Below are 14,058 nucleotides of genomic sequence, written 5' to 3'. Positions count from 1 at the left end.
TGAAGGCGTGCGGCGCGGAGCGAGGCATCACTGCATCGCGTCCGCCGGAAGCCGCACGCCGCCATCGACGACCTGCAACGACAGGCCCGGGACAAAGTCGGCGCGCTGCACGTTCTTCTCGAGCGGCTGGCGGGTCTTCTTGTGGTTTCCGGAGAACGGACCGACCGTGACATTCGACGCGACACCGTAAGGCGTCGCGATCTGGTCCGGGCCGAGCACCGAGTCGAGCTGCACCAGGGTGATCGCCGATGCGCCCTGCGACGAGCTCTGGTTGATGCTGGCCGTGGTCTCCGCCGTCGTGTTGAACGCGTAGTTACCCGCGTCCGGACCCGTCGCATAGATACCGGAGACCGACACCGCCTTGCCGACACCGACCGTGGAGTCGCCGAACAAGGCACTGGCCGTACCGAAGGCGATCACGTCACCGGGCAGGATGCCCTGGCTCGAAAGCACGGCGCGATCCGACGTGTTGCCATCGAAGAACTTGTCCGTGCCTTGCGCGCCGACGACAACCGGCCGCTTGGTGATGCTCGCCGTGGTGGTGGGATTGACGATGAGCATGTAGTTGCCGGCGTCGCCACCCGAGATCGTGCCGTCGACATTCACGGTCTTGCCGTTGCCTGCGTTCTTGTCGACGAAAGCACCGTTGGTCGCCAGGCTGACCTGGTCGCTGCCGAGCACGCCGCTCAACACACCGTGCGTGACTGCCGCCGTATCGCCGTCGTACACCTTGTCGTCCGCGGTGATACCGGCGTGGATGCCGAGCGGGGTGACGGTAGCGATATGGTTACCGCCGACGAGCGTGTAATTGGAGGCCAGGCCCGCGCCATCGTCGTTCAGCGCCAGCGAGCCGAGTGCCGCCAGCGCCAGGTCGGTCGCCACATTCTTGCTGCCGAGCACACCCTGGCCGCTGAGGATCAGGCTCTCACCGGCCACGCCAGCGATCACGCCCGCGCTGCCGAACATGCCGGCCGAGGCGACGGTGCTGCCATCGTAGACGCGGGTACCATCGAGGTTGAGCACGACCTTGTAGATGTCGGCCGTCGTCGTGGCGTTCGTGGTCAGCGTGTAGTTACCCGCATCCACACCCGTGAGCACGCCGGCCACGTTCACGCCCTTGCCATTACCGGCGTTCTTGTCGGTAAAGGTTCCCGTGCTGCTCACGCCCAACTGATCGCCGGCAATCATCCCGGTGACCGTGCCGCTGGTCTGCGCCGTGGTGTTGCCGTCGTACGTCTTGTTGCCGGCGACGATCGTGCCGGTGATGGCGAGCGGGGTGATGTTGGCTGTGGTCTGCGCGACGTGGTTGAACGTGTAGTTGCCTGCGTCCGTGCCGCCGCTGACGATGCCAGCCACGGTCACGGTCTTGCCGTTGGCCACGTTCTTGTCGCTGAACGTGGCGGGATCGCCACTGAAGGTCACCACGTCGGTGCCCAGGATCCCGCCGCTACCGAGCGTGGCGGTGGCACTGTTGTTGCCGTCGTAGACCTTGTCGCTGGCGGTCGCACCCACCACGATGTTGAGCGGGGTGATGTTCGCCGTCGTCTTCGTCGTTGCGTTGAACAGATAGTTACCGGCATCGGCACCCGAGGCCGTGATACCCGCCACGTCCACTTCCTTGCCGTCGGCGACGTTCTTGTCGAGGAAGCTGGCCGAGCCGGCGGTGAAGGACACCGTGTCGCCGGTGATCACACCGTTGCTGTCCACGAGGGCATGGGCGGACGTGTTGGCGTCGTAGACCTTGTTGTCCGCCGTGGCACCGACCGTGATCGTCAACGGCGTGATGTCCAGCGTGGACGTACCGATGGCATAGTTGCTGGCCAGGCCGCTGTCATTGCCCAGCGTCATGTCATGGGCGCCGTCGAATACCTTGCCGTTCTGGACGTTCTTGTCGGCGACGTTGGAGCTGCCGTTGAGCGTGAGCGTCTCCCCGTTCGTGCCGTTGACCACGCCATTGCCGAACAGCAACGAACTGACGTCGGTGCGACCGTTGTACACACGCGTGCTGTGCAGGTTGATGATGAACGGTGTGATGTCGGCCGTGGTGGTCGTCGTCGTGTTCAGCAGGTTGTAGTTACCCGCATCGCCGCCACCCACGGTGATACCGTCGACCTGGATCGTCTTGCCGATGCCCACGTTCTTGTCGTTGAACGCGACCGAGCCGTCACCAAGAATGATGTCGTCGCCGGACACGGCATTGCTGCTGAGAACGAGGAGGGGATCGGCCGTCGTGCCGTCGTACACCTTGTTGTGACCCAACGCGCTTACCGTCAGGTCCAGCTTGCCGATGTTGGCCAGCGCCGTGCCGTTGGTAAAAGTGTAGTTCCCGGCGTCGCCACCGGTGATGCCCATGCTGCCGGTGACGGTCTTGCCGTTGCCGACGTTCTTGGTATCGAAGGTGCCCGCGTTCTGGTTGGTCAGCGAGACGTCGTCACCCGTGATCTTACCGCTGGTGAGCGATCCGTTCGCCATGACAAGTCCGGCGTTCGTAAGGGCAGCGAGCGTGTTGCCATCGTAGGTCTTACTGAAGGCATCGAACGTCGCGGTCAGCGGCCGTGCCGTAATAGTGAGCTTGTCCGTACCGCCGGCCAGCGTGTAGTTACTGGAAAGGCCACCGTTGGTGCCATCGGCGATGTTGAGGGTGCCGAGGTTGAAGTCCTTCTTGGTGCCGACGTTCTTGTCGGCCGTCGCGCCCTTGCCCGCAAGGACCAGCGTCTCGCCGGCCAGGCCGGTCGACAGGACGCCGCCCGGAGCGAGCGTATTGGCGTCGGCATCGAGGGTGCCATCGTAGATGCGTGTTCCGCTCAGGTTGAGCACGCGCTGCGTAATGTTCGCCGTCGTCGTCACCGTAGTGTTGTCGACCACGTAGTTTGCGGCATCGGCACCCGTGCTGCCGATACCGGTGACGGTCACCGTCTTGTTGTTTCCAACATTCTTGTCGCCGAACGTCGCGGAGCCGTAAGTAAAGTTGACGGTGTCGCTGCCAAGAACGCCGCCGTTTACCTTGGTACCCGGATCGTCGACAGTCGCGTCGTACTGACGGTCCTTGCCGGTGGCACTAACAGTGATGTGCAGCGCGCTGATCGATGCCGTCGTCGTGCCCTGGGTGAACGTGTAATTGCCGACATCGTTGCCGGTGATCGACATGTCACCGGTGACGGTCTTGCCGGTGCCGACATTCTTGTCCGAGAAGTGCGCACTGTTCGGATTGACCAGGGTGATGTCGTCGCCGCTGACCAGGCCGTTGAGCGTCGCCGGCACGTTCACCACGGCGATCGTGTTGGCGTTGTAGATCTTGTCAGCGGCCAGAAAGTCCGCGGTCAGCGCTTTCGGCGTGATCGTCACCCAGTCGACACCACCGACGAGCGTGTAATTGCTTGCAAGACCACCGTTACCACCGTTGGTCAGCGCAAGATTACCGAGGTTATCGAAGGACTTTTCTTCGCCGACATTCTTGTCGACCAGGGTGCCACTGCCGCTGACGCCGAGGGTTTCCCCGTTCACGCCCTGCAATACGCCGAACAGCGAGCTGTCGGCCGTGGCGGTGCCGTCGTAGACGCGCGTGCCGGTCAGGTCGATCACCTTCGACTGGATCACGCCCTGGTTGCCCGCGCCTGCGGTCGGAAGGATGTAGTTCGAAAGATTGGTACCGGCGTTTGCAACGAAGTCGGAGGTGACCAGTGTGGAGACGACATCGAGGCCGGTGCCGACATTCTTGGTTACGTAGTTCGCCGTGGCGGACTGCGGCACGGACGCGCCCTGGCCGCCGACGAAACCGTCCAGCTCGTAGTCGGCGGCGGTCAGCGTCGCCGAGTCCGTGCCGTCATACACCTTGGTCGGGCTACCGATGATCACGGCGGTCAGCTGCTTGGGATTGATCGTCGCCGTCAGCCCCGCGGGCTGCTGCAACTGGTAGTTGTTCGAGCTACCGCCATTCAGGATGAAACCACCCACGGAGACACCCAGGTTGGTACCTGCATTTGCCGTCGCGAACCGACCGGACGCGCCCGTACCGTCGAAACCGACCGTGTCGCCGCCGAACACGCCGTGCAACGCCGCATTACCTGCGATGGTGAGCGTCGCATCCGTCGTGTTGTCGTACGTCTTGTCGTTGGCCGTCACGCCGCTCAGCGTCAGGATGGCGCGCGTGATGTTGGCGGCCAGCCCCGTAACTGGCTGCAGGATGTAGTTCGCCGCCGCGCTGCCGGTGATGCCAAAGCCGGTCGCCGTCACGGCCAGGCCGGTGCCGACGTTCGCCTGGCTGAAGTTCGCCGAGACGCCGGACAGGTCCAGCGCGAGCTTGCTGGCATTGCCCGCATCGGTGCTGACCAGGCCGGCGAGGCCGGCCCGGGTCAGGTTGAGCGTGTCGGTCGTGGTGGTGTCGTAGCTCTTGTTCGTCGCGAAGACACCGGTGACGAACAGCGGTGCCTGGTTGATCGTGCCGGTGCCGGTCGCCGTGAGATCCACGTTGTAGTTGGACAACAGCGTGCCGTTGCCGAGGACGTAGTTGCCCGGCGTCAGCGTCGCGGTGACCGTCCGGCCATTCGAGGCGCTCGCATTCGCGCTGTCGTAGCTGGCCGTCGCACTGGGGTTGATCGTACCGCTCTCGCCGTTTACCCAGCCGCCGACGAGGAAGTTACCCGAGGAAAGCGCCGCATCGGTGCTCCCGTTGTAGGTCTTCGTCGGGTTATTCGTGACGGTGACCGTGAGCTGTGCCGGCGTGATGTTGCCGATGCCCAGGACGGGCGCATTGATCGCGTAGTTCGCCAGGTTGGTGCTGCCGCTCGGCGTCAGGTCGGAGGTCGCCAGCTGGGCCGACAAGGCCAGGTTCGTCCCCACGTTCTTCTGGCCGAACGTCCCGTTGATCGTGTGCGCGACGACCGCGTTGTCGCTGCCGATCCAGCCGCTAAGCGTGAAGTTGCTCGGCAGCAGACCGATGTTGAACGTGCCGTCGTAGATCTTGCTGGCGTTGACGATGCCGACATCGAGGACGGTTTCCGGTCAGCGGCGCGGGGATGATCGAGCCCGACCCCTGGTAGCTGGTCGGCAAGAGGTAGTTGCTCAGCAGGGTGCCGCTTCCGGCGGTGAAGTCCGCACCGGGGAGGCTGCCTGCGCTGACGCCGCGCGCGCCGGCATTGGGATTGTCGTACGTGCCGGCCACCGTGCCGCCGAAGCTTGCACTGATGCTCTGACCCGAGAGCAACCCGACCAACTGAAGATTCGACGAAGCCAACGAAGCGTTGGTGGTGCCGTCGTACACCTTGGTCGGATTACCTACGATCTGGCCGGTCAGCTGCAGTGGATTGATCACGCCCAGGCCGAGACCCGTCACCGTCGAGGCGAAGGTGTAGTTGGACATCGACGTGCCACTGCCCGGCACGAAGTCGGACGGCTGCAGGTTGGCGGTGACGTTGATGCCGGTGCCCGCGTTGGCGGTGGCGTACGTGGCCGAGCTCTGGCCCACGCTCGCACTCTGGCCGTTGACGAAGCCACTGATATTGAAGTTGCCGCTGCCCAGCGAGACGGCATTCGTGCCGTCATAGGTCTTGGTCGGGGTTCCGGTCATGCCGATGGTCAGCAGCTTCGGCGTGATGTTCGCGGTCAGCGCGGGCGCGGCCAGGATGTAATTGCCTGCCGCCGCGCCGACGAGCGCGAAGCCACTCGCGGTCACGTCGAGGCCCGTGCCCACGTCGGTCTGACCGAACATGGCGGTCGCGCCTCCCACGTTGAGCGTCACATCGTCGCTACCTACCTTGCCATTGAGTGCATTGGCGGTATTGCCGATGCTCAGCGTGGCATTCTTGGTGTTGTCGTAGGTCTTGTCGTTGGCCGAAACCACGGTCGGATCGATGGTGAGTGTCTTCGGCGTGATGTTGGCCGTGAGGCCCGTGGGCGCGATCAATACGTAGTTGTTCGCCTTGTCGCCGGTCAACCCATAACCACTGACTGCCACGCCGATGCCGTTGGCGACGTTCGCGTCGGCGAAGAGACCGACGATGCCACTGGTGACGAGCTGCACCTGGCCGCTGTCGGGCTGGATCACACCGAATAGTTTGGCGCCACCGGTGATGATCGAATCACTGGTGTTGCCGTCATAGATCTTGTTGCTGGCCAGCAGGCCGCTGATCAATAGCGGCGCCCGATTGATCGTACCCATGCCGGTGGCGGCAGTCGGCAGGATGTAGTTGGCGAGGTTGGTGCCTGCGTTCGCCGTGAAGTTCGTCACGGAGAACGTCGCGTTGAGCGCCACCGCGCCTGCATCGGAGCCGGCATAGGCGATCGAACTCGGCTGTTTCACCGTGGCGCCCTGGGAGCCGATGAAGCCGTCGATCTGGTAATTGCCCGAATTCAGCGTCGCGGTAGCCGTGCCATCGTACGTTTTCGTCGGGTTGTTGACGATCTGGGCGGTGAGCGGCGCGGGTGTGATCCGGCCGACCTTCGCCGTTACCTGCGAGCCGCCCAGCGCGTAACCGTAGACAGGAATCGTGCCCGTGCTGTCGGTGATGATGAAGTTGCCGATCGCGCCCGGCGAGGTCACCGAGATGTTCGACGCGGCATTGACGGTGGCGTAGCTGCCGCCGGTGGCGCTGGCGATCTTGTTGCCATCGGCCAGACCGGTGGCATTGAAGTTAGCCCCCGTGAAGCTCGCCGCATCGGTGTTGTCGTAGACCTTGCTGACCGTACCGGTCAGCCCGGTGATCGCCAGCGTCGGTGCCAACCTGTAGAGAAAACCATTGCCCGTACCGAGCGGCGCAGCGCCTGCGCCGGCGGCGTACTGGATGAATTGCGGTGCGAGCCCGCCGCGCGTATCCAGCGACGGGTCGGAGGAATAGACCAGCCACCGGCCCGATGCCGAGCTCAGCGCCGCCGCACCGGCGTTGTTGATGAAGTTGTTCGCCGCGGTCAAGGTAACGCCCGCGCCGCCAGCGATCGTGGCGCCACTCGCCAGTGTGATGTTGCCACCCGTGCCAGCGCTGCCGTTGGCCTTGAGCACGACGCCACCCGCACCGGAGATGGGGGCATTGACGTTGATACCGCGGTACGCGTCGAGCGTCAGGGTCGCGGCCGCGTTGTTCCACGTAATCGCCGCGTTGACGTTGATGTCGCCGACGCCGGACGCATTCTTCACGCCGTCGCCCGAGGCACCCGTCGCGGTCGTCGTCTCGCTGACATTGGTGCCGCCGTTGAGCGCCGCCGAGATCGTCCCCGCGGCCGCGCCATCGATCGTCAGGTCATAGGGGTCGACCAGCCACGTACCGGCCTTGCCCATCGGTGCGCTCGCATTGATCGACGCTGCACCGATGTGTGCGAATGCGGCCGAGGTTTCGATGCTGCCGCCATTGCCACCGTTGGGCGCGCTCGCGTCGAGGCTGCCTTCCACGTTGACATGGCCGGCCTGCATGCCGCCGAGCAGCACGATCTGGCCGTTGTGGTTTTCCACCGTCTGCGCGCGGACGACACCGGTGTTGTTCACCGTGCTGGCAAGCAGCGAATCCGCCGCGCCGGCGGTCATCAGGACGCGGCCGCCATCGGCCTGCACCAGCTGGCGATTCTCGACGAGGTTGTCCAGCGTGCTGCGATCCACCTGCAGATGAAGCAGCTGGCTGCCATCGAAGGTCAGCGTGACCGCGCTGCCGCCACCCATGGCGACGGTGCCGAGCTGCGCACTGATCGTGCCCTGGTTCGATACCGTGTTGCCGAGCAGGGCCACGTAGCCGCCGTTGGCTGCGCGGATCGATCCCTTATTGACGATGCTGCCCTTGCCATCGCCGCTGAAGCTGCGCGTGTTCGACGAGAGCTCGCTGTCCGACGTATCCAGCGTGGAGGCGACCAGGCCGCCGACATTCACTTGCGAGCCCTGGCCAAACAGCACGCCATTCGGGTTGATCAGCCACACCTGGCCATTCGCGTTGAGGTGTCCGTAGATCTCCGACGCGCTGTTGCCAAGGATGCGGTTGACCGCGATCGCATCGCGACCCGGCTGGACGAAGTTCACCGTTTCGTTCGGCGCGATGTCGAAGCTCTGCCAGTTCAGCGAGAGATGCTGGCTGTTCTGGTTGATCGTGGTGATCGCGCCGTTCTGGTTGATCGCGCCACTGCCGGAGACGATCTGTCCACCGGTCTGGCCGGCATGCGCGATACCCGTGGCGCCAAGCGCCAACGCGATACACGTTGCGATCGAAGCGACACGGGGGCCCTTCGCGGCGGAAGTGCTGCGTGCCGCTGGACGGCTGTTGCGAGCGAGTTCACTGGCAGCGACCCACTGCGAGGTAGCGGCATTCCAGCACAGGCGATAGATACGATTCATTTCGAGCAACCTTCGGTCGTGGGCGCATGCGACGTGCAGAGGCGTACCCAGCGTTGGCCGAGTCGAGATGGTTGCTATTGGGCCCCCTGCGGGCGGCACCGGATCGTTTCGACCCCGGCGCGTTTTCGGCATGTTAGCCGATAAGTGTGATCGTCATCACATTTAGGCTGTGAAGACGGTCGCATTCATGACATTTGACCCGGGTAAATACCATTCCTTGCCCGGTGCCCTCAGTGCGGGGAAGCCAGTTCCACGCAGAAGTCGACGAAGGCGCGGACCTTGGGCGGAGCGTTCTTCCGCGAGGGATAAAACGCGTACAAGGGGAAGCTTTCCTCGGCCCAGTCCGGGAACAGTTCGACCAGCCGGCCATCGGCGAGCGCGTCCTGCACGCTCACCGCCAGCACCTGCGCGATGCCCGCGCCGGCGATGCACACGGCAAACATGATTCCGGAGTCGGTGACCAGCAGGGGGCCCGTCGTTTCGACCGGAACCACCTTGCCCTTCCGATGGAATTCCCAATCGAACGGTCGCCGCGTGACCGGGTCGCGGAACTGGATACAGCGGTGCCGGGCGAGGTCCTTCGGCGTCGCCGGGCGACCGTGCGCCGCGAGGTAGGCCGGTGCCGCGACGGTGAGGACCCGGGTCTCGAGTAGCTTGCGGCCGATCAGCGAAGAGGACGGCGGCACGCCGAAGCGAACGGCCACGTCGATACCGTCGGCGACGAGATCGCCCAGCTCGTCACGGGTGACGATCTCCAGCTCCAGCGCCGGATAGCGCTCGAGGAAGGCCGCGAGCTGCGGCGCAATGACCTGACGGGCGAACATGGCGTCCAGGCTGACCCGGAGCCGGCCGCGCACCGCCTGGGAATCGCCGGCGGCAGCCAGTGCCGCATCCTCGATGCCCGACAGCAGGGGGCCTACCTGAGCGTAGAGACGCTCCCCTTCGTCGGTCAGGGTGACCGACCGCGTGGTCCGGTGAAGCAGGCGTACGCCCAGGCGCTCTTCCAGCCGACTCACCGCGCGACTCACACCCGATGGCGAAAGGCCGAGCGCGTCGGCTGCACGGGCGAAGTTGCCCGTCTCGACGACGGACACCAGGACGCTGAGGTTGCCGAGCAGGCGGCCATCGGAGGACATGAGGGGCGACTCGTGATCGTGAGTCACGAAAGATCTTCCTCCACGGACATTCCGTCAATAGAGCGTGGCGCCTATGCTGGGCCCCATTCCCTTTCCCCCGGAGCCTTCCCATGACCGCTTCACACCCACGTACCGCACTCATCCTCGGCGCCAGCCGTGGCCTGGGGCTCGCCCTCGTCGAGGAATACCTGCACCGCGACTGGCATGTCGTCGCCACCGTGCGTGGGGAGACGCCGGCCGCACTGTCCCGTCTTGCCGCCGCATCGGAGGGACGCCTCCGCGTCGAGCGCGCCGATATCGCCCGTGGCAGCGATATCGACGCCCTGCGTCGCACTCTCGACGGCATCGCCTTCGACCTCGTCTTCGTCAACGCAGGCGTGATGACCCAGACGCGCGATGCGAACGGGGCGACGATTTCCGACGAGGAATTCGCTCATGTCATGGCAACCAATGTCCTTGGCCCCATGCGCGTACTCGAGGCTTTCGAGTCCCTGGTGCCCCGTTCCGGCACGCTGAGCGTGATGTCGTCCGGGCTGGGCAGCATCGAGAACAACGTCGACGGGGCGTGGACCGTGTATCGCGCCAGCAAATCGGCCCTGAACCAGATGCTCCGCAGCTTCGCCAATGTGCGCAAGGGCGACCCGCGGGCGGTACTGGCCATCGCACCCGGCTGGGTTCGCACCGACATGGGGGGTGCCGATGCCGCCCTGTCCGTCGAGGAAAGCATTCCGCGCGTCGTCGACGTGATCGAGGCGCATCGCGGCAAAGCCGGCGCGCACTACGTCAATTACCAGGGCCAGATCCTGCCCTGGTAAGAGCTCAAAGCCAGATGCGGATGCCGGCAACCCAGCGACGGTCGGTGATACGACGACCGTCGCTGCGCGCGAGGTCCGCGGTGCCGCCGGTGAGATGCTCCCACGACACGCCGATGTACGGCGCAATACTGCGGCGGATCTCGTAGCGCAGGCGCAGGCTGCCTTCCACGCTCGATACGCCGGCGCGCAACTGGCGCTGGACATCGTCCTTGCCGTACGCGTTCACCTCGATCTCGGGCTGGAGGATCAGGCGCTGCGTAAACAGGAGTTCGTACTCCGCGCGCACGCGTGCGGCGGTACGGCCGCCCTCTCCCGCATAGCCTGTCGCTTCCAGCTCGAACCAGTACGGCGCCAGTCCCTGCACGCCGAAGGCCGCCCAGTTGCGTGTCGGGCCTTCGCCGAAATCGTGCCGCGCACCGAGCTGGGTATCCCAGTACGTTGCGACGGCGTGGCTCCAGAACGCCTCGACATCGCCGTCGCGTGGCCGGTTGCCTTCGCGTTCGCCTTCGCTGCGCAACCAGAGCTTGTCGCTGTCGTTGCCGTACCAGGCATCGGCTTCCCAGGACTGACCGTGCCCGCCCTGCCCCGCGAACGATTCCAGACGATCCACCAGCAACATGCCGACGGGCGCCGTGTCGTCCATGTCTTTCATCGCCATGCCATGCATGCTGCTCGGCGGTACCCCGTCCGACCAGTCGGGGCTGCGCGCGTCGGCGGGTGCCTTGCCGCCCTGCATGGCGCCCATCTTCATAGGGGCCATGCGCGCCATACCCGGCATGGACGACATGTCCTGCATCGACGACATGTCGTGCGGCGGTGTCTCGGCAGGCGGCGCATCGGCGTGCTGCATGCCGGGCATGTCCTTCATGTCGCTCATGCCTTGCATGCCTTGCATGCCCTGCGCAGGTTGCGACCCTTGCGCGTCCTGGGCCAGCACCGGCGCGAGCGCAGCAAGCGCGACGAGGGCAGCAACGACGCGCCTCACGACACCACCACTTCGCGGAACATGCCCGCTTCCATGTGGTAGAGCATGTGGCAGTGGAAGGCCCACCGCCCGGGGTTATCTGCGTTCACCGCGTACGTCACCTGCTGGGCGGGTTGCACGTTTACCGTGTGCTTGCGTACCTGGAAGCGACCGTCCGGCGATTCCACCTCGCTCCACATGCCATGCAGATGGATCGGGTGATTCATCATGGTGTCGTTGACCAGGCGTACGCGCAAACGCTCGCCACGACGGAAATGCACCGGTGTCGCGGCGGAGTACTTCACGCCATCGAACGACCACGCGAAACGTTCCATGTTGCCGGTGAGGTGCAACTCGATCGTGCGGCCGGGTTCGCGTGTATCGAGGGCACCGCCCACCGTGTGGAGGTCGGCGTAGGTGAGCACGCGGTGGCTGCGCTCACGCAAGCCGGCGCCGGGATCGTCGAGATTGGTGCGTGGCATGTCCACGCGCATGTCGACACCGGGGCCGTATTCGGTGCTCGCATGATGGGCCATCACCATCTCGCCGCCCTTGCCGCCCTCCACGCCCATCGAACCCATCATGTCGCTCATCGCCAGGTGGGTTCGCGGATCGAGCGACGGGACCTCGGCCTGCATGCCTTCGTGCGGTGCAAGCGTGGCGCGTGCGAAACCGGAGCGATCGATCGACTGGGCGAAGATGGTGTAGGCGCGATCCTCGCGCGGCTCGACGATGACGTCGTACGTTTCGGCCGCGGCGATACGCAATTCGTCCACCAGCACCGGTTCCACATCCTGGCCATCGGCCGCAACGACGCTGAGGCGCAGCCCGGGAATACGCAGGTCGAAGATCGAATTGGACGAACCGTTGATCAGGCGCAGGCGCACCCGCTCGCCAACCCGGAACAGTCCGGTCCAGTTACCGGCGGGAGCGTTGCCGTTGACAAGATAGGTATACGTCGCACCCGACACGTCGGCCAGGTCGCCCGGATTCATGCGCATGCGGTTCCACATGCGACGCATCGCCATGGCTTCGCCGAAACCCTTGGCACGTGCATCGCGCACGAAGTCGGCGACGGTAGGCTGGGCATAGTTGTAGAAATCACTTCGCGAACGCAGCCTGGCGTAAACACGCTCGGGGTCTTCGTCGGTCCAGTCGCTGATCAGGATCACGTGCTCGCGGTCGACCGCATGACGTTCGCCATCCTTCGGCGCAATGACGATGGCGCCGTAAAGACCGCTCTGCTCCTGGAAACGACTGTGCGCGTGATACCAATACGTGCCTGACTGCTTGAGCGGGAAGCGATAGGTGAACTCGCTGCGTGCCGGTATGCCATCGAAACTCAGGCCCGGCACGCCATCCTGATCGTAGGGAACCACCAGGCCGTGCCAGTGTATCGACGAGACGGTGTCGAGCTGGTTACGCACACGCAGGATGGCGGTCTCGCCTTCGCGCCAGCGCAGGGTGGGTCCGGGCACACCACCGTTCACGGTCACCGCCGTGCGTGCGCGACCGGTGAAGTCGACGGCGGCCTGGCGAATGTCCAGCGTCATCTCGGGGCCGGTCAGCTCGCCCGCCGGTCGCATCGCGTCGGTCGCGGCGGCGGGACGGACGACGCCGAAGCCCAGGCCGACGCCAGCTACCGCCAGGCCCTGGACGAAGCGGCGGCGGGGCAGGTGGATGATGGATTCGCCGTGGTCGCGCATACCGTTGTCTTGACCCGCAACACTGTGAGAGAGCCGAGCGTAGCGAGCATGGTCGGGGTGCGACAACTCTGGAGCAGGCTCCTTGCGGGTTAGCGATAGCTCACGTTGACCACGATGGACGCGTTGGCCTCGCCAGGCGCCAACGTTGGACCGACGCGGCGATATCGCGCGCGAAAGCCGTGGCTGCGCCCGTCGTGCACCGCGGGCAGGATCAAGGGCGACGCGCTGTTGGGTATGGCCTGCGTATCGGGATCGTCACTGCGCAGCTCCACGGCGACGCCGGTAGCCGGATGTGCGCCGGTCACCTTGAACAGCGAGGCGTCCTGCTCGTCCGCGAGGGCACTGAAGCTCATGAGGATCTGGGTGGCGTTCCGGCAACCGGTCGAGACCAGCGTCTGCATCACCCACGGGCTGCTGCCTGTCACCTGAAGGTCGCGGCCATCGACCTTGTTCATGGCGAAGGTCAATCCATGGGAGGTGAAGGCGCAGGTCGGTCGCTCGGGCTGCACCTGCGTGTCGGTCAGATCGACCCAGGCCTGGGCCTGATCGTCCCAGCCGCCCCGCGCCAGCGTGCCCGAGGTGAGTGCACCGCCGGCATCCACGATGTCGGTCTTGATGAGCTGGACGCGAAAATGGGCGTCGTTGAGCACGGCATCGAAGATGAAGGGAATGGACGTGCGCTCGGGAACGAGCAGTTCGCCATGCTGGGAGTTGTGGAAGTAAGTGCGGATACCGACACCCGGAACGTTGGTGGCGTAAATGCCGCCCCCCATCGGGCTGGCCGTGGTGAAGATCCCGAGGCTGGCCGTACGTGTCGGGTAGAGGCACTTGAACCTGGATGATGCCCAGCCGGCGCTGCGTTTTTCGGCGAGCACGCTGCCGACCGGCGCGTCGACGGGGACGTTCACGATGCCGAACGAGAGGACCTGCGGACTGCCTTGGGAAGGATGTTTCAGGCAGCCCGCCCGGGCTGGCGCCATGAAGACGGCGGCAAGCAGGCAGGCGAAGCGAACGAGGCGGGCGCTGGGCATGGCGATGACTTCACGGGGGAGAGACCGTATCGAGTCTGCTCACGCAACCGCGCCGTGCCCATCCAAGGATTCTGAAATCGCGCTGACAGCGAAGTGCC

The 14,058-nt window shown here is 65.0% G+C and carries 7 protein-coding genes; 1 reads left to right on the top strand and 6 read right to left on the bottom strand.

What is annotated here, in order from left to right:
* Positions 1-27 precede the first annotated feature (27 nt).
* The 3 genes from BJI69_RS22730 to BJI69_RS08040 form a co-directional block, all read right to left on the bottom strand.
* Positions 28-4,929, bottom strand: coding sequence for a beta strand repeat-containing protein (locus tag BJI69_RS22730; RefSeq protein WP_244465296.1), 4,902 nt, complete (start codon positions 4,927-4,929; stop codon positions 28-30).
* A complete protein-coding gene (locus BJI69_RS22725; protein WP_052767264.1) occupies positions 4,907-8,308 on the bottom strand; it encodes a YDG domain-containing protein in 3,402 nt (1,133 codons plus the stop codon). Before BJI69_RS22725 ends, BJI69_RS22730 begins: the two co-directional genes overlap by 23 nt.
* A 230-nt stretch (positions 8,309-8,538) precedes the next feature.
* A complete protein-coding gene (locus BJI69_RS08040; protein ID WP_244465293.1) occupies positions 8,539-9,471 on the bottom strand; it encodes a LysR family transcriptional regulator in 933 nt (310 codons plus the stop codon).
* Positions 9,472-9,554: 83 nt separating this feature from the next.
* Here BJI69_RS08040 and BJI69_RS08035 point away from each other — a divergent pair, with 83 nt between their 5' ends.
* Positions 9,555-10,259 carry an SDR family NAD(P)-dependent oxidoreductase gene (locus tag BJI69_RS08035; RefSeq protein WP_046968388.1) on the top strand — a complete coding sequence of 235 codons (705 nt, stop codon included), beginning with the start codon at positions 9,555-9,557 and terminating at the stop codon, positions 10,257-10,259.
* 4 nt (positions 10,260-10,263) lie between these two features.
* Here the strand turns inward: BJI69_RS08035 and BJI69_RS08030 are convergent, their stop codons facing one another.
* From BJI69_RS08030 to BJI69_RS08020, 3 genes are all read right to left on the bottom strand, one after another.
* Positions 10,264-11,244 (bottom strand): copper resistance protein B, encoded by a 981-nt coding sequence (locus BJI69_RS08030; protein ID WP_244465294.1) that lies wholly within the window; start codon positions 11,242-11,244, stop codon positions 10,264-10,266.
* Positions 11,241-12,929 (bottom strand): copper resistance system multicopper oxidase, encoded by a 1,689-nt coding sequence (locus BJI69_RS08025; RefSeq protein ID WP_046968389.1) that lies wholly within the window; start codon positions 12,927-12,929, stop codon positions 11,241-11,243. The genes BJI69_RS08030 and BJI69_RS08025 overlap by 4 nt, the downstream gene beginning before the upstream one ends.
* A gap of 89 nt (positions 12,930-13,018) precedes the next feature.
* Positions 13,019-13,960 carry a fimbrial protein gene (locus BJI69_RS08020; protein WP_046968390.1) on the bottom strand — a complete coding sequence of 314 codons (942 nt, stop codon included), beginning with the start codon at positions 13,958-13,960 and terminating at the stop codon, positions 13,019-13,021.
* Positions 13,961-14,058: the final 98 nt, after the last annotated feature.

The sequence above is a fragment of the Luteibacter rhizovicinus DSM 16549 genome, from assembly GCF_001887595.1.
GTDB classification, from domain to species: Bacteria; Pseudomonadota; Gammaproteobacteria; order Xanthomonadales; family Rhodanobacteraceae; genus Luteibacter; species Luteibacter rhizovicinus.
Note: the sequence above shows the minus strand (reverse complement) of the source record. Positions and strands in the feature narration are given on the sequence as shown.

What these genes read in the sequence shown, in the direction of transcription:
- BJI69_RS08020 (WP_046968390.1), bottom strand. Translation starts at nt 13,960, where the DNA reads ATGCCCAGCGCCCGCCTCGTTCGCTTCGCCTGCCTGCTTGCCGCCGTC.
- BJI69_RS22725 (WP_052767264.1), bottom strand. Translation starts at nt 8,308, where the DNA reads ATGAATCGTATCTATCGCCTGTGCTGGAATGCCGCTACCTCGCAGTGG.
- BJI69_RS08035 (WP_046968388.1), top strand. Translation starts at nt 9,555, where the DNA reads ATGACCGCTTCACACCCACGTACCGCACTCATCCTCGGCGCCAGCCGT.
- BJI69_RS08025 (WP_046968389.1), bottom strand. Translation starts at nt 12,929, where the DNA reads ATGCGCGACCACGGCGAATCCATCATCCACCTGCCCCGCCGCCGCTTC.